The following is a 23,336-nucleotide window of genomic DNA, read 5'->3' as shown; positions in this document are numbered from 1 at the left end:
ACGGCAGTCACAGTTTTCGGGTCGCCGGGCTCTGCCCGGCACGCTTCAGCGCAGTCCATCCACGTCCAGGATCAGCGCCATGCGGCCATCGCCGATCAAGGTGGCACCCGCATAGCCGCGCAGGCCGCGCAGGGCTTTCGGCAGCGGCTTGATCACCACTTCCTCGCGCCCGCGGACCTGGTCCACGACCAGGCCGAAGCGTGCTTCGCCTGCCTGCAGCACCACGATGGTCAGCAGGGTCGACGTGGCGGGCGTCACATCCAGCCACTGGCGCAGATCGACCAGCGGCAGGGTGTGCGAGCGGCGGTCAAGCACGGCGCGGCCGTCGAACCAGCCGAGCGAGGTGCGCGGCGCGTGCAGCACCTCCATCACGCGCGCCAGCGGCAGCGCATAGACATCCTCGCCGGCCTGCACCAGCAGGGTCGGCAGGATCGCCAGGGTCAGCGGCACGCGGATCAGGAAGCGGCTGCCACGGCCCAGTTCCGACTGGATCTGGATCTGGCCGCTCAGCTCGCGGATGCGCGACTGCACCACGTCCATGCCGACGCCGCGGCCGGAGATATCCGTGACCTGCTGCTTGGTCGAGAAGCCAGGCAGGAACACCAGGTGCAGGCATTCCTCGCTGCTCAGGCGGGCGGCGGCCTCCGGATCGATCAGGCCCTTCTCGCGCGCCTTCGCACGCAGTTTCTCCGGGTCGATGCCTGCGCCATCGTCCTGCACCTCGATGCTGACGTAGTCGCCTTCCTGCTGTGCCGAAAGCCGCACATGGCCCATCCGCGGCTTGCCCTGCGCCTCGCGCAGGTCGGGCATTTCCACGCCATGGTCGATGGCGTTGCGGACCAGATGTACCAGCGGGTCGGCCAGGGCCTCGACCAGGTTGCGATCGAGCTCGGTCTCGGCACCGATCAGCTCCAGGTCCACTTCCTTCTTCAGTGAGCGGGCGACGTCGCGGGCGACCTTGGGGAAGCGCGAGAACACCTTGCCCACTGGCTGCATGCGGGTGCGCATCACCGCCGACTGCAGGCGCGCGGTGGCGATGTCCAGGGTGGATACGGCGCGGTCCAGCTCCTCGTCGCGCAGGCGCGCACGCAGGGTCTTGAGCCTGTTGCGTGACAGCACCAGTTCGCCGATCAGGTTGACGATCGCATCCAGGCGCTTGGTGTCCACGCGCACCGTGTGTTCGGCCTCGGCCAGCGGCTTGGTGGCCGGCTTGGCCGCAGGCGCGGGTGCGGGCGGCCGTGCCGCGGGTGCCGGGGGCGGCGGTGCGGCGGCGACCGGCCTGGCACCCGGCGCGGCGCCACCGTGCAGCTGGTCGAGCAGGGCCTCGAATTCGTCTTCGCTGATCAGCCCGTCGTCGGCCTTGGTGGCCGGCGCGACGGCGGTCGGCGCTTTACCACCGTGCAGCTGGTCGAGCAGGGCCTCGAACTCGTCGTCGGTGATCAGGTCGCTGCCGGCAGCAGCGGGCGCAGCGGCGGCCACCGGTACCGCGGTGCCGCCGCCATGGACATCGAACTGTGCGATCAGGTCCGGCGGTGCATAGCCGGGTTCGGTGCCCGACGACACTGCGTCGAGCATCGACTGCAGGTAGTCCAGTGATTGCTGGGCGGCATCGAAATGATGGGGCTGCAACACGGCCTGGCCAGCGCGGGCCGCCCCCAGGGCTTCCTCGGCTGCATGGCACAGCTCGACCATGGCGGTGACGCCGAGGAAGCCGGCGCCGCCCTTGAGCGTGTGGTAGCCGCGGAATACCGCGTTGAGCTGCTCGCTGTCCTGCGGTGCCTGCTCCAGCGACACCAGCTGTTCGCCGAGGCGATCCAGGATCTCCTGCGCCTCGATGATGAAATCGGCGGTGATGTCGTCGGATACCGCGCTCATGCTTACAGCCCCAGATCCGACAACAGGTCGTCGGCGTCGTTCTGCGAAACCGCGTGGCGGTCCAGTCCCTTCAGTGCCGGCCCGGCCAGTTCCGGACCGGTGCGATGCTGCTCCGGTGGCAGGCCAAGCGCGCCGAAGCCTTCGTGCACGCGGCGGACGATGCCGACCACGCAGCGGATGATCTGCCCGGTCAGGTCCTGGTAGCTCTGGGTCAGGGCAATCTCGGTCAGGTTATGGCGGATGCGCTCGAGCTGCGCGTCCTGGCCCGGTTGCAGGCCGTCGGCGCGCAGCTGTTCGGTCAAGCTGCGGCATTCCTCGGCCAGGTCCAGGGTGCGGTGCGTGGCCTGTTCGGTCATGGCGACCACGTGATCCAGGCGTGCGCAGGCATCGTCCAGCTCGCCGGCTTCGCTGGGCACGGTCGGCAGCTCACCGAGCGCCTGGCCGAGCTCACGCGCCAGCCGCGAGAGGCCGCTCATCATCGGCTGCGTGCGCAGCGCGACCAGTCCGTCGATGCGCTGCCGCCACCCGGCTTCGTCACCGGACTCCAGTGCGTCCAGGGCTTCCTGCAGGCGCAGGGCGAGGGCGCTCTTGTCGACCGTGGTATCCATCAGGCGCTGGCCGCCAGGCGTTCAAAGATCTTGCCGAGCTTCTCTTCCAGCGTCTGCGCGGTGAACGGCTTGATGATGTAACCGTTCACGCCGTTCTGCGCCGCTTCGATGATCTGCTCGCGCTTGGCTTCGGCGGTGACCATCAGTACCGGCAGGGTCTTCAGCTTGGCATCGTTGCGGATCGCCTTGAGCAGTTCGATGCCGGTCATCACCGGCATGTTCCAGTCGGTGACCACGAAATCGAACGGCTGGCTCTGCAGCAGCGACAGCGCAGCATGCCCGTCCTCGGCTTCGGCGGTGTTGGTGAAGCCCAGATCGCCCAGCAGGTTCTTGACGATGCGACGCATGGTCGAGAAGTCGTCGACGATCAGGATGCGCATGTTCTTGTTCAAAGCAGAGTTCCTTTGTTGTTCATTCCGGGCAGCCGGGGGCAGCCACCTCGGGCATGTTCATTCTTCGAGGCCTGCATCTGCGGCCTCGAAAATCTTCAATCGTCCACGCAGGCGCAACACCGCCTGGCCGTGGATCTGGCAGACCCGCGATTCGCTCACGCCGAGCACCGCACCGATCTCCTTCAGGTTCAGTTCCTGCTCGTAGTAGAGCGAGAGCACCAGTTGTTCGCGCTCCGGCAGCAGGCCGATGGCCTTGCCCAGCTCGCGGCCGAACTCGCCACGCTCGAGTACCTGCTGCGGGGTTGGGCCACCCTGGGCGACGGTGTCCAGCTCGCCCTGGTCTTCAATGCGCGATTCCAGGCTGAGCACCTGGCCACGCGCGGCGTCTTCCATCAGGCGCAGGTACTCGGGAAGCGGCATCTCCATCGCAGCGGCCACTTCGGTGGCACTGGCGGCACGGCCAGTGCTCTGTTCCAGGCGGCGGATGGTGGCGGCCGCATCGCGCGCGCGGCGGTGCACCGAGCGCGGCACCCAGTCGCCCCGGCGGATCTCGTCGATCATGGAGCCGCGGATGCGGATCGAGGCATAGGTCTCGAACGAGGCTCCCTGGTCGGCGTCGTAGCTGCGCGAGGCTTCGATCAGGCCCATCATGCCGGCCTGGATCAGGTCGTCGACCTCGACGCTGGCCGGCAGGCGTGCGGCCAGGTGGTGGGCGATGCGCCGCACCAGGTCCGAATGCTGGGCGATGACCTCGTTGGCCGCCGCACGCTGGACTTCCCTGTACTGGGCTGCGCCTTTCATGCCGCCACCCCGCGCTGCTTGAGGATGCGTTCGAGGAAGAATTCGACCCCGCCCCGTGGTTCGGTCGGTGCCTGCCAGCGTGCGGTGCGCCGGGCGATCTCGGTGATCGCCAGTGCCGCCGGGCTGGACGGATAGGCCTTCACCACCGGTTGCTGGCGCTGCACCGACAGCCGCAGCCAGTCATCCTGCGGCACGCAGCCCAGGTAGTTCAGCGAGACGTCGGCAAGGAACTTTTCGCAGACACGGGTCAGCTTTTCGTAGAGCACGCGGCCCTCATTGGGGTCGCGGACCATGTTGGCCACCACCTGGATGCGGTCGACGCCACGTTCGCGCGACAGCACCTTGATCAGCGCATAGGCGTCGGTGATCGAGGCCGGCTCGTCGCAGACCACCACCACGGTGTCCTGTGCGGCCTGGCAGAAGGTCAGCACGCCGTCGGTGATGCCGGCGGCGGTGTCCACCACCATGATGTCCAGTTCGCGTTCCAGCTCCGAGAACACGTTGACCAGGCCGACGTGCTCGGCAGGGGCCAGTTCGGCCATGTGGCGGCGGCCGGATGCGGCCGGGACCACCAGCACGCCATTCGGGCCCTCGACGATAACGTCGTCCAGCGAGCAGCGGCCGGCGACCAGGTCGGCGAGCGTAAAGGTGGGGTTCAAGCCCAGGATCACGTCGATGTTGGCCAGGCCGAGGTCGGCGTCCAGCAGCAGCGTGCGCTTGCCCATGCCGGCCAATGCCACGGCCAGGTTGGCCGACACATTGGTCTTGCCCACGCCCCCCTTGCCGCCGGTGACGGCAAGGGTGCGCACAGGGCCGAGCGGCTCGCTGCGGGTGGCCGACAGCGGGAAGGTCTTGGTCAGCTTGGCGTACTCACGCGACGGCATGGTTCAACTCCGGGTTGCAGGGCATATCGGCCGCTCGGCGCAAATCTTCAAGGCGAAGTACGAGGTTGGCCGCGCTGGCCCGGTGCAGGTCCTCCGGCACGTCCTGGCCGTCGGTTACCCAGGTGATCGGCAGGGCGTGGTCCACGGCCACGGACAGTGCGTTGCCGAAACGGCCGGTCTCATCCAGCTTGCTCAGCACCAGGCCCTGCAGATTGGCGGCGCCGAAGCGGCGGACCACCTCGTCCATGTCGCCGGAGCTGGTATTGGCCGGCAGCACCAGCAGGGTGCGCACCTGGCGCGCAGCGCGCAGCCACTGCAACTGGGCGGCCAGCGCACGGTCACGCGGGCCCAGGCCCGCGGTGTCGATCAGCACCAGCTTGTAGTCCTTCAGGCGTTCCAGCAGTTGGTCCAGGTCGGTGCCACTGTTGGCCTCGTGCACCGCGATGCCGAGCTGGCGGCCGTAGCCGTACAGCTGTTCGCGGGCGCCGATGCGGGCGGTGTCGGTGGTCACCAGGGCGACGTCACGCGGCGCGTGCTTTTCGGCGAAACGCGAGGCCAGCTTGGCGATGGTGGTGGTCTTGCCGGCACCGGTCGGGCCGACCAGCGCGATCACGCCGCCTTCTTCGAGCGGGTCGGCCGGAGCGATCGGCAGCTTGCGCGAGATCAGGCCCAGCATCAGGCCGCGGCCGCGATGGGCTTCGGTTTCCAGCGGGATCTGCATGGCGACGTCGCGGGCCAGGCCCGCATCGAAGCCGTATTCGTCCATCAGGTCCAGGGCGGTGGCGCGCACCGGGCTACCGCGCAGGCGCTCATCGGTGAACCGGTTCATTTCGCGCTCGATCACCTGGCGCATGCCGGCCACTTCCTGGCGCAGATGGCGGATCTCGGCGTCGTCCTGCGCGACCACGGTCAGCACCGGGGCCGGAGCGAGGGTAGGCTGCGGCGTGGTTCCGGCGATGGCATCGGCCAACGCCGGTTCACTGGTGGCGTTGGCCGGCGGCGCGTCGGCGACGGCAGCGGTCGGCAGCGGCGGCGGCTGCAGCGGCGGCGCCATGTTTTCGTGATGGGCGTCGTGCGGCGGATCGATCTGGAAGCGTGCGCGGTTGGCCGGTACGGCGGTGGCCGGTGCGACGATGGCTTCGGCGAACGCGGCGAAGCCCGGTTCCGGCCGCGCCGGTTCGTTGACGGCGGCACGCGCCAGGGTGGCGGCGAAGCCGCTGCTGCCGCGGGTCGGCACGATCTCGTCGGCGCTGTCCAGGGTGCGGCCGGTGGCGCCGACTGCGGCGCGGGCGAGGGCGGCCACGGCCGAGGTGGTGGCGGCGACCGGTTCCGGCGCAGGGGTGCTGCTGCGGCGGCGGGTGACCGCAGCAATCACCGCATCGGCGGCGGTGCGCGGCTTCGGCACCGGCGGCGGAGCGATGTCACGACGCGAGGCTTCCAGTGCACGCTGCACGGCGCTCTCGTCGTAGTTGGCGGCGGCGACGATCTCGATGCCTTCCTCGATCCGGCGGTTGGACAGGATCACGGCATCAGGGCCATGTTCCTTGCGCACCAGGTTCATGGCCGAGCGCATGTCGGCGGCGACGAATCGTTTGATTTTCATGCTGTGGTCACGGGACGGAGACGGCGGGGTGGCGGTCGGGGAACTCGGGTGGTCGGTGGTCTGCACGGTGCGGGTTCCCCTTGGTGTCTGTCTGTTGCGTTGGATCGGAAGTGGTGTCTGTTTTCTGGCGCGTCGTCGGGCGGCGTCAGCTGATCGTTCCGACCAGCTTCAGGCGCTTGTCCTCCGGCACTTCGCTGTAGGCCAGCACCGACAGCGACGGAACGCTGTGGCGGACCAGGCGCGCCAGCGCGGCGCGCACCGGACCAGGCACCAGCACGACTGCAGGCTCGTTACGGGCCTCCTGCTTGCTGACACATTCGGCCAGGCTCTGGTGCAGTCGCTCGGCGAGTCCGGGTTCCAGCGCGGCGCCGTTGCCCTGGGTGGACTCCTGCAAGACACGTTCCAATTGCGGGTTGAGGGTGAACACCGGCAGCTCCGCCGACATTCCGGCGATCTCCTGCACGATGAAGCGGCCCAGCGCGGCGCGGACGGCGGCGGTCAGCACGGCCGGGTCCTGGCTGCCAGGTGCGTGCTCGACCAAGGCTTCGGCGATCTTGCGCAGCTGGCGGATTGGAATCCGCTCGACCAGCAGGTTCTGCAGCACGCGCACCACGGCGGACAGCGGCAATGCCTTCGGCGTCAGATCTTCGACGAGCTTGGGTGCGCTCTTGGCCAGATTGGCCAGCAGCTGCTGTACTTCTTCGTGGCCGAGCAGTTCTGGCGCGTGTTCGCGGATCAGGTGCGAGAGATGGGTGGCAATCACGGTGGCCGGGTCGACCACGGTGTAGCCCAGCGTTTCGGCCTGTGCGCGCTGGTGGGGCTGGATCCAGGTGGCATCCAGGCCGAATGCGGGATCCTTGCCGGCGATGCCTTCCAGGCTGCCCAGCGCGCTGCCCGGGTCCAGTGCCAGCTCGCGGTCCGGATGGATCTCGGCGGTGGCCACCGGCACGCCGTGCACCAGCACGCGGTAGCCGTTGGCAGGCAGTTCCAGGTTGTCGCGGATGTGCACCGACGGGATCAGGAAGCCGACATCCTGGGTCAGCTTGCGGCGCACGCCCTTGATGCGCGCCATCAGCTCGCCGCCCTGGTTGCTGTCCACCAGCGGGATCAGCCGGTAGCCGACCTCCAGGCCCAGCGGATCGACCGGGCGCAGTTCGTCCCAGCTCAGTTCGGCGGTGGGCGCCGGTGCGGCCGGGCGGCCGAGGGCGTTGAGCGCGGCGGGGTCCTTGCCCGCTGCAGCGGCATCGGCGGCCGGGGCGCGGGTCTTGCGGTACAGCTTCCAGGCGATGAAGCCGAGGATCGACGCCAGCGTCAGGAAAGCGACGTTGGGCATGCCCGGCACCAGGCCGACCAGGCCGATGATGCCGGCGGTGATCGCCAGCGCGCGGTACTGGCCGAACACCTGCCCGGTCATGGCCTGGGCCATGTCCTGCGAGCGCGAGGCGCGGGTGACCAGCATCGCGACCGCGCTGGAGACCAGCAACGCCGGCAGCTGTGCCACCAGGCCGTCACCGATTGACAGCAGGGTATAGGTGGCAGCGGCCTGCCCGAACGGCATGCCGTGCTGCAGCACGCCTACGGCGAGACCGCCGAGCATGTTGATGAACAGGATCAGGATGCCGGCGATGGCATCGCCGCGGATGAACTTGCTGGCACCATCCATCGCACCATAGAAATCGGCTTCCTCGCGGACTTCCTCGCGGCGGGCCTTGGCTTCCTCGCGCGTCAGCAGGCCGGCGTTGAGATCGGCATCGATCGCCATCTGCTTGCCGGGCATCGCGTCCAGGATGAAACGGGCGGTCACTTCCGAGACGCGGCCAGCACCCTTGGTGATGACTACGAAGTTGATGATGGTCAGGATCGCGAACACCACGATGCCGACGGCATAGTTGCCGCCGATCACGAATTCGCCGAAGGCAGCGATGACCTTGCCGGCGGCGTCGTGGCCGTTCTGGCCGTTGAGCAGGATCACGCGGGTGGAGGCCACGTTCAGGGCCAGCCGCAGCATGGTGGTGATCAGCAGCACGATCGGGAAGATCGTGAAGTCCAGCGGGCGCTTCACGTAGACCACCGCCAACAGCACCATCAGCGAAATGGCGATGTTGAAGGTGAACAACGCATCGAGCACCGGCGCGGCCAGCGGCACCACGACCATAGCCAGCAGGGCCAGTACGATCAGCGGCGCGCCGAGGCCCTGGCGGATCATTTCCAGGGCGCGGCGGGTATTGAATCCGGCGGACGGCTGGGCGCTCACGGGCGGCCTCCCTTGCCGAATTCATCCACCTGGATGTGCGGTGCGTCCGGCATCGGGCCAGTGCGCCAGGCGCGCAGCTGGTAGACATAGGACAGGACCTGGGCGACGGCCGAATACAGTCTCACGGGGATTTCCTTGCCGAGTTGGCCTTCCCGATACAAGGCGCGTGCCAAAGGCGGGGCGGAGACGATGGCGACCTTGTTGCCGTCGGCCACTTCACGGATGCGCAGGGCGGTCTCGTCCACGCCCAGGGCGACCACCGTGGGCGCGTTCATGGAGCCGCCCTCGTACTTCAGCGCCACCGCGTAGTGGGTGGGGTTGACCACCACCACGTCTGCGGTCGGTACCGCTTCCATCATCCGGCGGTTGGCCATCTGCTGCTGCAGCTGGCGGATGCGGCCCTTTACCTCGGGGCTGCCCTCGCTTTCCTTCATTTCCCGGCGCAGCTCTTCCCGGGTCATCTTCAGCTTGCGCATCCAGTTCCAGCGCTGGTACGGGGCATCGATGGCGGCCAGCACCAGCATGGCGCCGGCGGTGGCCAGCAGCAGGCGCAGGGTGAAGCCGAGGCCGTCGGTGATGGCGGTCTCCAGCGGGCGGTGGATCAGCCCGCGCAGTGTGTCGAAGCCGGTCCACACCACCAGGCCGGCAGCCACACCGACGAAAGCCACGCGCAGCAGCGATTTGGTGAACTCGGCCAAGGCCTCCGGGCCATACAGGCGCTTGAGCCCGCTCATCGGGTTCATGCGGTTGAGGTCGGGCATCATCGCCTTGGCCGACCAGCGCAGCCCGCCCATCACCAGCGGCGCGACGAAGCTGGCCAACAGGCAGACCAGCACCAGCGGCGCTATCACCAGCATGAACTGCAGCAGCAGGTCACCGAAGTGACCGAACAGCTCCTTCGGGTTCTGCCGCAGGCTCTGTTCCGGGCTGAGCGCGTGCTTCATCCAGGCGCTGGCGCCGCGGCCGATCGAGCCGCTCATGGCCATCACCGCCAGTACGCCGGCGCCGAACACGGCGGCCGTCCCGAGCTCGCGCGAGCGCGGTAGGTTGCCCTGTTCACGGGCGTCGCGCAGGCGTTTTTCGGTAGGTTGTTCGGTCTTTTCGCCGGCGGATTCGTTCTCGGACATCACGGGCACTGGGGCAGGAGATGCCTGGGTGCGTGCAAGAACCGTTCCACGCATGGCGTGGTGCGACCGACGGCCGGTCTTGTAGAGCCGAGCCCACGCTCGGCTGCGCTTCGTGCCTGGCGCCTACCGCAGCCGAGCACGGGCTCGGCTCTACCGGGGAGCGCCGCCGCCGGTCGGTGGGCCCTGCGCCAGTTCCATCCGCGGCCGGGGCAGGTCATGCAGCTGCATGAAGCGCGCCGCGTCGACCGGGCGACCGAGCAGGTACCCCTGCAGGAAGTCGCAGCCCAGGCGCTCCAGGTAGGCGCGCTGCGCGGCGGTTTCCACGCCCTCGGCGACGATGTCCATGTCCAGTGCATGGCCCAGCGCCACGATGGCCGAGACGATCACCACGTCCTCGGCACTGTGTTCCAGGTCACGCACGAACGCGTGGTCGATCTTGATCTCCGTGGCCGGCAGCCGCTTCAGGTACAGCAGGCTGGAATAGCCGGTTCCGAAATCATCGATGGAGATGCCCACGCCCAGCGCCGACAGGGCCTGCAGCAGGCGAAGGCTGGTATCGGTATCGCGCATGACCGTGCTTTCGGTGATCTCCAGCACCAGGTGGCGCGGGGCAATGTCGTAGCGTTCGATCACTTCTCGCACATCCTGCAGCAGGTGCGGCGAACTGAACTGCACCGGCGACAGGTTCACCGACATCGACCAGCCTTCATGCCCGGCGTCGCGCCAGCGCCGCAGCTGCTGGCAGGCCTGGTCCAGTGCCCAGCGACCGATCTCGTTGATCGCGCCGCTGCGTTCGGCCAGGCGGATGAAGCGGTCCGGTGGGATCAGCCCGTGCTCCGGGTGCTTCCAGCGGATCAGCGCTTCGGCACCGGCCACCTTCTGGGTGGCCACGCGGATCTTCGGCTGATAGTGCAGGAACAGCTGCTCGCTGCCGATCGCACGGCGCAGGTCGGCCAGCAGCCGGAACTGCTGCTCGGCGCTGTCGTTCATCCAGTCGGCGAACAGCACGAACGCATTGCGCCCGGATTCCTTGGCCTGGTACATCGCCGCGTCGGCGAAGGCCATCAGTTGCCGTTCGCTGGCGGCGTGATCGGGGCAGATCGCCACACCGATGCTGGCGCTCACCTGCAGTTCGTTGTCCGGCAGCAGCGGGCCGCTGCCCACCGCCTGCAGGATGCGCCGGGCGAGGGTGGGCAGGTCCTCGTCGTGCTCGATGCGGACCACCAGCACGAATTCGTCGCCGCCCAGGCGCGCCAGCATGTCGCTGGGGCGCAGCAGCTGGCGGGTGCGTTCGGCGACCGCCACCAGCAGGGCATCCCCGGCCTGGTGGCCATAAGCGTCGTTGACCTGCTTGAAGCCGTCCAGGTCCATGAACATCACCGCGAAGCGGCTGCCGTTCTGTTCGGCTTCGGCCAGCGCCTGCACGATGCGCCGCTGCAGCAGCAGGCGGTTGGGCAGGCGGGTCAGAGGGTCATGCAGCGCGGCCTGGGTCAGTTCCTGCTGGGCATCGGTCAGCGACGTGCTCAGCATCGAATTGCGCAGGCGCAACAGCTGCGCTTCCACCCGCTGGTCGAGCCAGGACACCACCAGCACCACCGCCAGGATTGCGACGGTCAGCACCACCACCAGCATCGCCAGCCATTCGTTCTGCAGGCCATCGCCCACCGCCGCGCCGCAGATGCTGCCTTGCGGGAAGCGCGCGGCGGCCATGCCGGTGTAGTGCATGCCGACGATGGCCAGGCCGAGCAGGCTGGCCGCCAGCAGCCGGTTACCGACGCGGGTGTGCCGTGCACGCAGGCGGAAAGCCACATACAGCGCGGTCCACGAGGCGGCCACGGCCACCAGCAGCGACAGCAGCAACCAGCCGGGGTGGTAATCGATGCCCGGTCGCATGCGCATTGCGGCCATGCCCACGTAGTGCATGCCGGCAATGCCGGCGCCCATCAGCAGGGCACCGCCGGCCAGGTGGCGGTGTGGCAGCGTGCGCAGCGAGACCAGCCACAGCGCGAATACCGACGAAGCGATCGCCAGCGCAAGCGAGAGCAGGGTGATCGGCAGGTCGTAGCCCAGCGGGATGGGCAGGCTGAAGGCGAGCATGCCGATGAAATGCATCGACCAGATGCCCAGGCCCATGGCGAAGCCCCCGCCAAGGCGCCACCACCAGGCCGCGCCCTTGCCGGGGGCGGTGACCGTGCGCCCGGCCATGGCGAGCGCCGTGTATGAAGCCAGTGCCGCCACCAGCAATGAGACGGCAACCAGCCACGGGTTGTACGTGCCTACCAGCATTCATCAGCCTCCCGGACCTGCCTGTCGACGGAAACTACGGCGGGGCATGCATGAGGCAGGCCGGCGCGGGCGCCGGCCAGGTGCGGCATCCCCCCGGTTGCCGCGCGTTCACTGTAACGCGCAGACCGGGGGCAACTTCAAGCGCCCATGCGTGAAATTCCGCCCCTGTAGAGCCGAGCCCATGCTCGGCTGCCGCTCCTGCCGAAGGCAGCCGAGCATGGGCTCGGCTCTACAGAAACAAATGCATCGGGTCAGTGTGTGACCGCGTCCGCAGCCTGGAAGGCAGCGTTGAACAGACGCTGTACCGGCGGCCCCATTTCGCCGGCCAGCAGCGCCAGCAGGAACAGGCCCAGCAGCAGTGACACCGGCAGGCCCAGCTGGATCGGATTCAGCGCAGGGGCGGCACGCGCCAGCACACCGAAGGCCAGGTTCACCGCCAGCATCGCCACCGTCAGCGGAAGGGCCAGGGTCAGTGCACCACGCAGCACGGTGAGCAGGAAGGTCGGGGCGATGCTGAAGAAGGCGTGCGGGTCGGGCAGGGGCGCACCGATCGGCAGCGCCCGGTAACTGTCCACCAGCAGCGATATCAACGCGAGATGGCCATTTGCGGTGAAGAACAGCAGGCCGAACAGCAGGTAGAACCACTGTCCGATCACACCCGAGGTGCCACCGCGCAATGGATCGCTCATCTGCGCGAAGGCCAGTCCGGTACCCTGCGCGACCAGTTCGCCGGCCACCGCGCCCGCCTCGAACACCAGTCGCAGCAGGAATCCGATGGAAACGCCGATGGCCAGTTCGCGGGCGATGGTCAACACGGTGGCGGCATCGAAGCCGGTCCAGTCCGGCACCGGCGGCAACAGCGGAGCCAGCGCAATGGCCAGGGTGCCGGCCAGCACCACGCGCACCCGCGCCGGAACCGCGCGCGTGCCGACCATGGGCATGGCCATGGCCACCGCGCCGACGCGCAGCAGGGTCCACAGCACGGTGCCGATCATGCCGAAAGCCTGCAGGCCGTCGGCCGCCATCTGTGTCGCGGCGTCCATCGAAGCGCGCGCCCTAGCCGATCAGGTGCGGAATGCGCTGGAACAGCAGCGTGGTGAATTCCACCAGGTGGCCGATCAGCAGGCTGCCCAGCGCGAACAGCACCGCGGTCAGCGCCGCCGCCTTGGCGACGAAAGCGATGGTCGGTTCGTTGAGCTGGGTGGCCGCCTGCACGACACCGACCACCACGCCGACCACCAGCACGGTCAGCAGCAGCGGGCCGGCTACCCACAACACGGTGATCAGGCCGCCACGCAGTTCGGTCAGGGCAAGTTCGGGAGACATTCGGGTTCCATCTGCTTTTGTAGAGTCGAGCCATGCTCGACTGCGCTTACGGGGGATATCACGCCGGATTGAAGCTGGCCGCCAACGTACCTACGGTCAGCACCCAGCCATCGACCAGCACGAACAGCAGGATCTTGAACGGCGCCGACACCAGCATCGGCGACAGCATCATCATGCCCATCGACATCAGCACGCTGGCCACGACCAGGTCGATGATCACGAACGGAATGAAGATCAGGAAGCCGATCTCGAAGGCGGTCTTCAGTTCGCTGGTGACGAACGAGGCGACCAGCACCGGGAACGGGATCGCGTCGGGACTGGAGTAGGTGCCATGCCCGGCGATGCCGGCGAAGGTCATCAGGTCGGTCTCGCGGATCTGTGCCAGCATGAAGCCGCGCAGCGGCTGCGTGGTCAGCGTCCAGGCGGTCTGGAAGTCGATGTCGCCGTTGAGGTAGGGCGCCATGCCGGCGCTCCAGGCCTTGTCCCAGGTCGGCATCATCACCATCGCGGTGAGGAACAGGGCCAGGCCCAGCAGCACCTGGTTGGAGGGCGTCTGCCCGGTACCCAGCGCCTGGCGCAGCAGGCCCAGCACGATGATGATGCGGGTGAACGAGGTCAGTACCAGCAGCATCGACGGGATCAGGGTGATCGCCGTCATCAGCAGCAGGGTCTGCAGCGGCAGGCTGACCGGCGCACCACCGATCTTGCCGACGTTGACGTCCGGCAGCGGGGTGGACGGTGCGCCGGGCGCGGCCCATGCCAGCGCCGGCAACAGGCACAGGGCAAGCAGCAACAGCCACGGCATCAGGGTGGCGAGACGGGTACGGGTGACACGCATGTCAGGGTTCCTTGCGCAGCCGCTGCTGCAGCAGCTGGGCGAAATTCGGCAGGTTCTTGAAGTCCGGCACGCGCACCGGTGCCGGCGGCGGCAGCGGCTCGGGCAGGGTATGCAGGGTGTTGATGCCGCCGGCGGTGACGCCCAGCAGCAGTTGCTGGCCGTTGACTTCCACCACCACCACCCGTTCCTTGGCACCGACATTGAGGCTGGCCACCAGCTTCATGCCGTCGGCCGGGCGGAAGCCACTGCCGGGCAGGCGCTTGAGCAACCAGCCCAGGCCGATCACCAGCGCCAGCACCGCCAGCAGCGCCAGCACCGCGCCGAACAGGCTGGGTGCGGCGGCCGCGTGCTGGCCGACCTGCGGTCCGATCGGGGCGGCGGTCTTGCCGACCGCCAGCAGGGTGGAGGCCAGCAGGCTCAACGCAGTCTCCGGATCCGCTCGCTCGGGCTGACCACATCGGTCAGGCGCACGCCGAAGCGGTCATTGATCACCACCACTTCGCCGTGGGCGATCAGGGTGCCATTGACGAACACGTCCAGCGATTCGCCGGCACCGCGCTCCAGTTCCACCACCGAGCCCTGGTTGAGCTGCAGCAGGTTGCGGATCGGCAGGCGTGCACGACCGACTTCCAGCGACAGGGTCACCGGCACATCGAGGATCACGTCCAGGTTCAGGTCCGGGCCGTTGGCCTCATCGGCCTGCAGGCTGCTGAACTGGGCCGGGGTCGGTTCGAGGGCGTCGATATCGTTCATTGCGGGTCTTCCTGGATGACGGGTACGCGCGGGCGGCTGCCCGGCGGATGGGTAGCGGTGATCTTCACGGCGTTCATGCCGTTGGCGATGCCGAATTCGCCGGTGAACACCGGGATGTTCTCCACGCACAGCGGCACCTGCGGGTTCAGCTCGATCGGCAGTACATCGCCAACCTTCAGCCGGGTCAGGTCGCGCAGGGTCATGCGCTTGCTGGCCAGCACGCTGGACAAGGTCACTTCGGCGATGTTGAGCTGCTCGCGCAGGGTCCGGCCCCAGCTTTCGTCGCGGTCGTTGCGGTCGCTCTGGATGCCGGCGTCGAGCAGTTCGCGGATCGGCTCCAGCATCGAGTACGGCAGGGTGACGTGGATGTCGCCGCCACCGCCGTCGAGTTCGACGTGCAGCCGGCACACCACCACGTACTCGCGCGGGGTCACGATGTTGGCGAAGTGTGGGTTGATCTCCGAGTTGATGTACTCGAAGTCGACGTCCATCACCGGCGCCCAGGCCTCGCGCAGGTCGGCGAAGGTCTGCTTCAGCAGCAGGTGGATCACCCGCATTTCGGTGGCGGTGAACTCGCGGCCTTCGATGCGGGTGGGGTAGCGCCCGTCACCGCCGAAGAAGTTGTCGACGATGGCGAATACCAGGGTCGGCTCGAATACGATCAGGCCGGTGCCGCGCAGTGGCTTGAAGCGGATCAGGTTCAGGTTGGTCGGCACATACAGCGAGTGCATGTAGTCGTTGAACTTGATCAGCTCGATGCCGCGCACCGACAGCTCGGCCGAGCGGCGGATCAGGTTGAACAGGCCGATGCGCCACAGGCGCGCGAAGCGCTCGTGGACCATCTCCAGGGTCGGCATGCGACCGCGGATGATGCGGTCCTGGCTGGCGAAGTCATACGAGCGGGCCTCGCCTGACGGCGGTTCCGGTTCGGTTTCGACCGCGCCGCTGTCCACGCCATGGAGCAGGGCATCGATCTCGTCCTGGGACAGCAGGTCATTCATCGGCGGGCCCTTACTGGGTCACGAAGCTGGTGAACAACAGATCGTCGGCGCCATTGCTGCCGGTCTCGGCCTTGAGCACCTTCTGCACCTCGGCCAGCGACGCGGCCTGCAGCTTCTGCTTGCCGGCGACGTCGGCGATCTGGTCGGGGCTGACCTGCGAGAACAGCATCAGCAGGCGAGCGCGGATGGCCGGCGCATGCGTCTTGATCGCCTCCAGCGCCAGCGGGTCGCGGGTCATCAGCTGCACTTCCAGCTGCAGGTAGCGCGGGCCGTCGATCGGGCCGTTGAGGTTGACCACGAAGGCCGGGTCCAGCGCGAAATACTGGGCCGGTGCGGGCGTGGCGGCCGTCTTCGGGGCCTGTGCGCTCTTGTCGTCGTGCTTGGACTGGGTGAAGAACCAGACGCCGCCACCGGCCGCCGCGGCGGCGAGCACGGCGACCAGTGCGGTGATCAGGATCGGACTGCGCGGCTTGGCGGCCTTGTCCTTCTCGGCGGTCTTCTTGGTTTTTTCAGCGGCTGCGGCCACGGGGTGAAGCTCCTGAGGGTTGCTTCACCGGGATATGCAAGGGGCGTGCCGAACGCAGGGCAGAGGGGTGCGGCGGAATTCCGTCGGGGTGCCGGTGGGGCCGTGCGGAGCAAGCTCCGCACCCACCAACGCGATACTGGCAGGGGCGAACCCTACTTGGCGCGCCTGTCAGGCGTACGCGTCCAGCAATCCGCGCTGGCGGATCAACTGCGCGGACGACACACTGCTGTCGCCCGGCGTCGGTTCTCCGTCGCCGGGCATGCCGCCGCCACCGGGCCGTCCCGGCGCGTTGCCATCACCGCCGGGTGCCTGGTGGCCGACATCGGCGTGGGCCAGCTGGAAGCCCTGTTCGCCCAGCAGCTCGCGCAGGCGTGGCAGGCTGCCTTCCAGCGCCTGGCGCACCTCCACGTGCGGGCTGCTGAAGCTGGCGTGCACCTTGTCGCCGTTCAACTGCAGGCGCACGTCGACCGGGCCCATGTCATCCGGGCTCAGTCGGATGTGGGCGTGGCCGATCTTCTGCTCGGCCAGCCAGCCCAGGCGAGCGCCGATGGCCTGGTCGAAGCCTTCGTCACCCAGCACCGGCTTCGGCGTGGGTTCGCCATTGAAGATGGCATTGCCGGTGGCGAGCGCGGCCTTCAGGTCCTGTACGGCCGCCGCACCCGGGGCATGCAGCAGCGGTGCGGTGAGGCGGTCCCCGGCCGTGGCCGGATCGCTACCCTCGCCACGCTCGCTGTGCCTGCCGGGCAGGATCATCTCCGGCAATGGCAGCGCGGTGGCATCGCCAGCGTTGTTCGCCGCCGGCCTGCTGTCGGCCGCCGCGGGTGGGGCGGCGGTTGCGGTTGCCGGGGCGGCTGCAGGCAGTGCCGAGTTCGTTGCGGGTGTAGCCACCCGCGCCGTGCCATCGCTGTCCAGCGATGGCGCAGATGCTGTGAATTGAGCGGCGACCGGATCGGCAGCCGTGGGCGTCGCCAGCACCAGGCCGGCGAGGCCGAACGGAGGCCACGGGGCGTCCTCGGTCGCGGCGGGCTTGTCCTTGTCGGTGCCGGGTCCAGCCGGGGCCACGGCAGCGGGCGGCAGCGGCGGCGTCTCAGCCGTTGTCGCCTCGGCGTCCACGTTACGTTCGCCCGGTGCCTGGCCGTCGCTGCTGGCGGTCGACGGCTGGCCCGGCGTGGAAGAGGGGGGCGGTGTCGGCGGAGCGGCGCCGCTGGCGGGGCCGGGTGCCGTGGGCGCGTCGCCCTGCAGCAGCTGGCTGAAGTCCTTGCCGCTGTCGCTGCGTGGGGCACGCGCGGCATTGTTGCTGGTGGCGGGCGTGGCCGTGTTGGCACTGCCGGCGAGCGGGGCGGGCATCACGAGCGGCCTCCCTGCTCGGCGCCGTCCTGGTCTTCGGCCTGCGCCAGGCGTGCACGCCGCGCACCAATGTCGTCCATCTCGCGCTGGTCGCGACGGTCGGTCACCACCTTCTCCTGTGCGCGGTAGCTGGCGGCCAGCTGTTCCAGCACCGCCTTGTCACGGCTGGCCAGGATCAGGCGGGCGCGCTCGGCCTCCACCTTTTCGCGGTTGCCGTTGACCGTGGCCTGCTGCTGTTCGACCGCACTGTCGAGGCGGTCGAGGAACGCGCGGCGGTTCAGCAGCTGTGCCGGGCTGGTCGCTGCCATCTGGGCGTTGGCGTACTCCTCGGCATAGCGGCGCAGTTCGTCCAGGCGCGACAGATGGGTGTCGAGCACGCGCTGGCGTTCGGCCAGGTCGCGGGCGACCGCGTCCTCGTGTTCCTGGGCCCGCTTGAGCAGGGGATCGATGCGCTTGGACTGGTTCATGGCTCAACTCTCATGTTCCACCAGGCGCTGCAGCGCCGCCTGGCTGTGCGGGAGATCTGCGGCCTTGGCAACGTCCTGGCCGAGGAACTCCATGATTTCCGGCCAGCGTTCCAGGGCTTCGTCGGTGGCCGCGTCGTTGCCGCGCTGGTAGGCACCGATGGCGATCAGGTCCCGGTTGGCCGAGTAGGCCGAGACCAGCCGCTTCAGCTTGCGGATGCGCAGGCGCCACGGTTCGTCGGCGATTTCGGTGACCACGCGGCTGACCGACGATTCAACGTCGATGGCCGGGTACAAGCCGCTGTCGGCCACGCGCCGCGAGAGCAGGATGTGGCCATCCAGGATGGCGCGCGCGGCGTCGGCGATCGGATCCTGTGGATCATCGCCCTCGGTCAGTACCGTATAGAACGCGGTGATCGAGCCACGGCCCTTGGCGCCGTTGCCAGCGCGCTCGACCAGCGCCGGCAGCTTGGCGAACACCGACGGCGGATAGCCGCGGGTCGTGGGCGGTTCGCCGACCGACAGGCCGATCTCGCGCTGGGCCTGGGCAAAACGGGTCAGTGAATCCATCAGCAGCAGCACGTTCAGGCCCTGGTCGCGGAACCATTCGGCGATCGCGGTGGCGCGATAGGCGCCATGCAGGCGCGCCAGCGGCGGACGGTCGGCCGGGCTGGCGACCACCACCGCTCGGCGCAGGCCTTCCTCGCCCAGCGTGGTCTCGACGAAATCGCGAACTTCGCGTCCACGTTCGCCGATCAGGCCGACCACGATCACGTCGGCGGCGGTATAGCGGGTCATCATGCCCAGCAGCGTCGACTTGCCGACGCCGGAGCCGGCAAACAGGCCCACACGCTGGCCACGACCGATCGGCAGCAGCGCGTTGATGGCGCGCACCCCCACGTCCAGCGGCTGGGTGATCGGTTCGCGTGCCAGTGGATTGATCGACACGCCGGCCATGCCGACGTGGCCCTCGGCGCGGATCGGGCCCTTGCCGTCCAGCGGCACGCCATCGCTGTCGATGACGCGGCCAAGCAGGCCTTCGCCCACTTCCACGCCACCGCGGCGCGCCGACGGCACCACCCGGGCGTTGGGCAACAGGCCGTGCAGTTCGGCGCTGGGCATCAGGTAGGTTCGCTCGCCGGCGAAACCGACCACTTCGGCATCGACCCAGCCGCCATCAACCACTTCGACCTTGCAGCTGGCACCCAGCGGTGCCTCGCAGCCGACCGCTTCCAGGGTCAGCCCGACCGCGCGGCGCAGCACGCCTTCGCGGATCAGGCCGCGGCCATGCGCGGTATCCACGCGCAGGCCGTCCAGGCGACGCGCCAGCCGCAGGTTGCGGGCGATGGCCCAGTCGGCGGGTGGCGGCGTCAGTTGCGGTCCGGCGGTCATGCGGTGGCTCCGGCCTGGCGGATCACCGCATCGAGCGCGCCGCGCAGGCGGGCCTCCAGGGTGCCGTCGATGCGCACGGCCTCGGCGTGCACGCGCAGGTCGCCACGGCTGAGGCTGGTATCGGGCACCAGGCGCTGCTGCGGCGACAGGGTCAGCAGCGGGGCGAGGGCGGCGATGTCGTCCGGATGCAGGCGCACCTCGACCTCGCGGTTGCTGCCGCCTACCGCGTCGATCGCTTCACCGACCAGCTGCGCCAACAGTGCCGGGTCGGCCTCATAGGCGCGACCGACCAGCGCCCCGGCGATGCGCACCGCCAGTTCGCCAAGTGCACCGACCACTTCGTTCTCCAGCCTCACCAGCGGCCGGCTGAAGTTGTCGAGGATGCCCTCGATCTGTGCTGCGAGGCGACGCACCTCGGCCTGGCCCTGGCCGTAGCCCTCGGCGTGGCCATGCTCGAACCCTTCCTTCTCGGCGCTGTCCTGGATCGCCTGGATCTCCTCCAGGGTGGGCAGTTGCAGCGGCGGCTCCGGCACGTGCTCCGGGTCCGGCTCGGTGGGTTCGAACGCGTCCTCGTGCTCCAGCAGCGGTTCGGGCTGGGCCAGCAGGTCCGGGGCGAGCCAGCGCACAACGTTGCTCACAGCATGGCCTCCGCGCTGCCACCGAGGGTGACCGTGCCTTCATCGGCCATGCGCTTGACGATGGCCAGGATTTCGCGCTGCGCCCCTTCCACGTCGGACAGGCGCACCGGGCCACGGGCTTCCATGTCTTCCAGCAGGATTTCCGCCGCGCGCTGCGACATGTTGCGGGTGATCTTGTCGCGCACCTTGATGTCGGCGCCACGCAGGGCCAGGCCAAGGCGCTCGCCGCTGACCTCGCGCAGCACCAGCTGCATCTCGCGGTCGTCCAGGTCGACCAGGTCGTCGAACACGAACATCAGGTCCTGGATGCGGTTGCTCAGCGGCGCGTCGATGCGCGCGATCTCGCCCAGGATCGCCTGGTCCTGGCCGCTGTCCATGAAGTTGAGGATGTTGGCCGCGCACTGCACGCCGCCGATGTTCGACGACTTCAGGTTCTGGTTGCCGGCGAACTGGCGCTCCATGATTTCGTTGAGCTCGTTGAGCGCGTTCGGCGGAATGCCGTCGAGGGTGGCGATGCGCAACAGCACGTCCACGCGGGTGCGCTCGGGCAGCAGCTTGAGCGCGTCGGCGGCCTGGTCGGTTTCCAGGTGTGCCATCACGATGGCGATGATCTGCGGATGTTCGTTGCGCACCAGATCGGCCACCGCCCGCGGGTCCATCCACTTCAGTGCATCCAGGCCGGTGGTGTTGCGGCCGAGCAGGATGCGGTCGATCAGGTTGCCGGCCTTCTCGCTGCCCAGCGCCTGCACCAGCATGTTGCGGATGTAGTCGTCCGAGCCCACGCCCAGCGACGTCTTCGAGCCCAGCTCCTGGCTGAACTGGTCCATTACCCGTTCCACCTGCTCGCGGGTGATGTCGGTCATGGTCGCCATGGCGATGCCGATCTTCTGCACCTCCTTGGGCTCCATGTGGCGCAGCACTTCGGCCGCATCCAGCTCGCCCAGGGAGAGCAACAGCACGGCAGCGCGCTGCACGCCGGTCAGGGGTGCCTCAGTCATTGGCCACCCAACCCTTGACCACCTGGGCCACGCGCTTGGAGTCGGTCTTCACGGCTTCACGCGCCATCCTCAGTCGTTCCTCATATGAATCCACCGGCAGGGCCAAGGTGTCCGGCCCGGTCAGGCTCGCGCGGTCGTTGCCCAGCACCGGCAGCGGAGTGCCATCGTCATCCACCAGCTGCACGTCGGCGACCTGCGGTTCCATTGCCTGCATGTCGTCCTTCCTGTTCTGGCCGGTGATCGCCCGCAGCGCCGGGCGCAGCACGCCGAACAGCAGCGCCAGCACCACCACCGCGCCAAGCAGCATGCGGCCGGCATCGTGCACCCAGGGCAGTTCCCACCAGGCCGGGCCTTCAACCGGGGTGGTGTCGCGCACGAATGGTGCGTTCATCACCGACACGGTATCGCCACGCTCGGCGTTGAAACCGACGGCCTGCTTGACCAGGGCCTCGACGCGGGTCAGTTCCGCGGCCGACAGCGGCTGCGGACTGACCTTGCCGTCGGCACCGGCACGCGGCACGTTGTCCACCAGCACCGCCACCGATACGCGCTTGATGCGGCCGGCCGGCTGGCGGGTGTGCTGCAGCGTGCGGTCCAGCTCATAGTTACGGGTCGCATTCCTGCTGCTTTCGGTCGGCGCCTGCGCGGTGGCCGGCGCGGCCTGCTGGCCCGGCGGGCTGTTGCTGGTTGCGCCAGGCACGCCCTGCGGGCCCGGGGTGCTGGTGGTGTTCTCGCTCATCTGCTCGCTGCGCAGCTTCTGCGGTTCACCGTTGTAGAGCTCGCGGGCTTCCTCGGTCACCGAGAAATCCATGTCGACGCTGACCTCCGGATTGACCCGGCCGGGACCGGTCATCGGTTCCAGCAGTTCGCGGATGCGCTGGTTGAACGAGGTTTCCTGGCGGCGCACCTGCTCGAACTGGGCGGCATTGACTGCCGCTTCGCTGTTGGGGTCGCTGACGCTGAGCATGCGCCCGCTCTGGTCGACCACGGTCACCCGCTCCGGTGCCAGGTCAGGGATGCTGGCGGCAACCATATGCACGATGGCGTCGACCTGGCTGCGCTCCAGCTGCTGGCCACCGCGCAGTTCCAGCGTGACCGACGCGCTGGCGACGTCGCGCTGTCGGGTGAAGGCGCTGGGCTTGGGGATGGCCAGGTGCACCCGGGAATCGCGCACCGGGCGCAGGGTGTTGATGGTGCGCGACAACTCGGTTTCCAGTGCGTGCTGGTAGCGCGCGCTTTCCACGAACTGGCTGACGCCGAAACCCGGGTCGCGTTCCATCAGTTCGAAGCCGAGCTTGCCGCTGTCGGTCAGGCCGGATCCGGCCAGCTTCAGGCGCGCATCGTGCAGGTTCTTTTCCGGCACGGTGATGCCCCCGGTGGCGGAGTCGAGTGCGAACGGAATCTGCGCGGCGCGCAGCAGGTCGGTCGCTTCAGCGGTCGCCTTCTGGTCCAGGCCGGTGTACAGCGGGACCATGCCCGGCTTCTGCGACCAGAAGAACACGAACAAGCCTGCCGCCACCGCCACCGCGATCATCGCCATCAGGCCCAGCCGACGGGTGACCTGCAGGCTCTGCAGGCGGTCGAACCATTGCCCGGCCTTCTCGGCGTTCAGGCTGTCCTTGGAGAGCGTCAGTGCCATGCGTCTCTGTTCCTTACAGCGGCATGTTCATCACGTCCTGGTAGGCCTGGACGAGACGGTTGCGGACTTCCACGGTGGCGCGGAAGGCGATCTGGGACTGCTGCGAGGCGACCATCACCTTGGCCAGGTCGGCACTGGGGTCGCCCATTTCGAAGGCCTTGGCGAGGGCGCCGGACTTCTGCTGCGCATCGTTGACGCCTGCAATCGCACCACGCAGGGTCTCGGTGAAGCTGGCCGGCTGCACCTGCGGCGCATCCAGCACTGTGCCCGGCAGGGCATTGCTGCGCGGCGTTTCGCCCAGCGGGTTGAGCGCCGGCTGTCCCATCTGGGTCTGATAGGAGCGGATCTGCGAAAGGATCGAAGTGACGGAGTGGGACATCTGCAACGGTTCCAGAAACAGGGATGGGGTTGTCTGCTGGAACCAGTGCAAGCGCCGTGCCGAAACCGGTTTTCGATTCAGTGAAGTGAGGGTTGGGGGGACGGCTGGCAGGGCTGCGCCCTGCACCCGCCGAAGCAACGTCAACATCAACGTCAAAATCGGGCTATCCGTGGGGTGGCGAGGTGGCCGCGATCTGTTGGAACCT

Annotated in this window: 23 protein-coding genes; all 23 read right to left on the bottom strand. The window is 68.4% G+C overall.

What is annotated here, in order from left to right:
- Positions 1–45: 45 nt before the first annotated feature.
- The 23 genes from A9K58_RS07055 to fliE all read right to left on the bottom strand — a co-directional run bounded on the left by A9K58_RS07055 (position 46) and on the right by fliE (position 23,131).
- Entirely contained in the window at positions 46–1,875 is a 1,830-nt protein-coding gene (locus tag A9K58_RS07055; RefSeq protein WP_065198674.1) for a chemotaxis protein CheA, read from the bottom strand.
- Positions 1,876–1,877: 2 nt separating this feature from the next.
- A complete protein-coding gene (locus A9K58_RS07050) occupies positions 1,878–2,483 on the bottom strand; it encodes a protein phosphatase CheZ (RefSeq protein WP_065198673.1) in 606 nt (201 codons plus the stop codon).
- Positions 2,483–2,875: a chemotaxis response regulator CheY gene (cheY, locus tag A9K58_RS07045; RefSeq protein WP_065198672.1), complete on the bottom strand. Its 393-nt coding sequence runs from the start codon at positions 2,873–2,875 to the stop codon at positions 2,483–2,485. The genes A9K58_RS07050 and cheY overlap by 1 nt, the downstream gene beginning before the upstream one ends.
- A gap of 57 nt (positions 2,876–2,932) precedes the next feature.
- On the bottom strand, positions 2,933–3,676 hold the full coding sequence (locus A9K58_RS07040; protein ID WP_065198671.1) for an RNA polymerase sigma factor FliA: 744 nt from the start codon (positions 3,674–3,676) through the stop codon (positions 2,933–2,935).
- Positions 3,673–4,560, bottom strand: a complete 888-nt coding sequence (locus A9K58_RS07035; protein WP_049426835.1) for a MinD/ParA family ATP-binding protein — start codon at positions 4,558–4,560, stop codon at positions 3,673–3,675. Before A9K58_RS07035 ends, A9K58_RS07040 begins: the two co-directional genes overlap by 4 nt.
- Positions 4,547–6,163: a flagellar biosynthesis GTPase FlhF gene (gene flhF / locus A9K58_RS07030; RefSeq protein ID WP_065198670.1), complete on the bottom strand. Its 1,617-nt coding sequence runs from the start codon at positions 6,161–6,163 to the stop codon at positions 4,547–4,549. Before flhF ends, A9K58_RS07035 begins: the two co-directional genes overlap by 14 nt.
- A 145-nt stretch (positions 6,164–6,308) precedes the next feature.
- Positions 6,309–8,369, bottom strand: coding sequence for a flagellar biosynthesis protein FlhA (gene flhA, locus A9K58_RS07025; protein WP_196769169.1), 2,061 nt, complete (start codon positions 8,367–8,369; stop codon positions 6,309–6,311).
- Between the two features lie 44 nt (positions 8,370–8,413).
- Positions 8,414–9,544: a flagellar biosynthesis protein FlhB gene (gene flhB, locus A9K58_RS07020; RefSeq protein ID WP_065198668.1), complete on the bottom strand. Its 1,131-nt coding sequence runs from the start codon at positions 9,542–9,544 to the stop codon at positions 8,414–8,416.
- A 150-nt stretch (positions 9,545–9,694) separates the two neighbouring features.
- Positions 9,695–11,830, bottom strand: coding sequence for a putative bifunctional diguanylate cyclase/phosphodiesterase (locus tag A9K58_RS07015; RefSeq protein WP_065198667.1), 2,136 nt, complete (start codon positions 11,828–11,830; stop codon positions 9,695–9,697).
- Positions 11,831–12,081: 251 nt separating this feature from the next.
- Complete coding sequence (gene fliR / locus A9K58_RS07010; protein ID WP_065198666.1) at positions 12,082–12,873, bottom strand: flagellar biosynthetic protein FliR; 792 nt, start codon at positions 12,871–12,873, stop codon at positions 12,082–12,084.
- Between the two features lie 13 nt (positions 12,874–12,886).
- Positions 12,887–13,156 (bottom strand): flagellar biosynthetic protein FliQ, encoded by a 270-nt coding sequence (locus A9K58_RS07005; RefSeq protein WP_005413254.1) that lies wholly within the window; start codon positions 13,154–13,156, stop codon positions 12,887–12,889.
- Positions 13,157–13,214: 58 nt separating this feature from the next.
- Entirely contained in the window at positions 13,215–13,994 is a 780-nt protein-coding gene (gene fliP / locus A9K58_RS07000) for a flagellar type III secretion system pore protein FliP (RefSeq protein ID WP_065198665.1), read from the bottom strand.
- Position 13,995: 1 nt separating this feature from the next.
- Positions 13,996–14,415 (bottom strand): flagellar biosynthetic protein FliO, encoded by a 420-nt coding sequence (gene fliO, locus A9K58_RS06995; protein WP_065198664.1) that lies wholly within the window; start codon positions 14,413–14,415, stop codon positions 13,996–13,998.
- A complete protein-coding gene (gene fliN / locus A9K58_RS06990; protein ID WP_005409543.1) occupies positions 14,412–14,747 on the bottom strand; it encodes a flagellar motor switch protein FliN in 336 nt (111 codons plus the stop codon). Before fliN ends, fliO begins: the two co-directional genes overlap by 4 nt.
- Positions 14,744–15,748, bottom strand: coding sequence for a flagellar motor switch protein FliM (fliM, locus tag A9K58_RS06985; RefSeq protein ID WP_065198663.1), 1,005 nt, complete (start codon positions 15,746–15,748; stop codon positions 14,744–14,746). Before fliM ends, fliN begins: the two co-directional genes overlap by 4 nt.
- A 10-nt stretch (positions 15,749–15,758) precedes the next feature.
- Positions 15,759–16,274, bottom strand: a complete 516-nt coding sequence (locus A9K58_RS06980; protein ID WP_065198662.1) for a flagellar basal body-associated FliL family protein — start codon at positions 16,272–16,274, stop codon at positions 15,759–15,761.
- Between the two features lie 168 nt (positions 16,275–16,442).
- Complete coding sequence (locus tag A9K58_RS06975; RefSeq protein WP_065198661.1) at positions 16,443–17,621, bottom strand: flagellar hook-length control protein FliK; 1,179 nt, start codon at positions 17,619–17,621, stop codon at positions 16,443–16,445.
- Complete coding sequence (fliJ, locus tag A9K58_RS06970; RefSeq protein WP_065198660.1) at positions 17,621–18,088, bottom strand: flagellar export protein FliJ; 468 nt, start codon at positions 18,086–18,088, stop codon at positions 17,621–17,623. The genes A9K58_RS06975 and fliJ overlap by 1 nt, the downstream gene beginning before the upstream one ends.
- A gap of 3 nt (positions 18,089–18,091) precedes the next feature.
- Positions 18,092–19,477 carry a FliI/YscN family ATPase gene (locus A9K58_RS06965; RefSeq protein ID WP_065198659.1) on the bottom strand — a complete coding sequence of 462 codons (1,386 nt, stop codon included), beginning with the start codon at positions 19,475–19,477 and terminating at the stop codon, positions 18,092–18,094.
- Complete coding sequence (locus A9K58_RS06960) at positions 19,474–20,115, bottom strand: FliH/SctL family protein (protein WP_065198658.1); 642 nt, start codon at positions 20,113–20,115, stop codon at positions 19,474–19,476. Before A9K58_RS06960 ends, A9K58_RS06965 begins: the two co-directional genes overlap by 4 nt.
- Positions 20,112–21,098 carry a flagellar motor switch protein FliG gene (gene fliG, locus A9K58_RS06955; protein ID WP_065198752.1) on the bottom strand — a complete coding sequence of 329 codons (987 nt, stop codon included), beginning with the start codon at positions 21,096–21,098 and terminating at the stop codon, positions 20,112–20,114. Before fliG ends, A9K58_RS06960 begins: the two co-directional genes overlap by 4 nt.
- A gap of 7 nt (positions 21,099–21,105) precedes the next feature.
- Positions 21,106–22,752 (bottom strand): flagellar basal-body MS-ring/collar protein FliF, encoded by a 1,647-nt coding sequence (gene fliF / locus A9K58_RS06950; RefSeq protein WP_065198657.1) that lies wholly within the window; start codon positions 22,750–22,752, stop codon positions 21,106–21,108.
- A 13-nt stretch (positions 22,753–22,765) separates the two neighbouring features.
- Positions 22,766–23,131, bottom strand: a complete 366-nt coding sequence (fliE, locus tag A9K58_RS06945) for a flagellar hook-basal body complex protein FliE (protein ID WP_014037113.1) — start codon at positions 23,129–23,131, stop codon at positions 22,766–22,768.
- Positions 23,132–23,336: the final 205 nt, after the last annotated feature.

The sequence above is a fragment of the Stenotrophomonas maltophilia genome, assembly GCF_001676385.1.
Classification (GTDB): domain Bacteria; phylum Pseudomonadota; class Gammaproteobacteria; order Xanthomonadales; family Xanthomonadaceae; genus Stenotrophomonas; species Stenotrophomonas maltophilia_J.
Note: the sequence above shows the minus strand (reverse complement) of the source record. Positions and strands in the feature narration are given on the sequence as shown.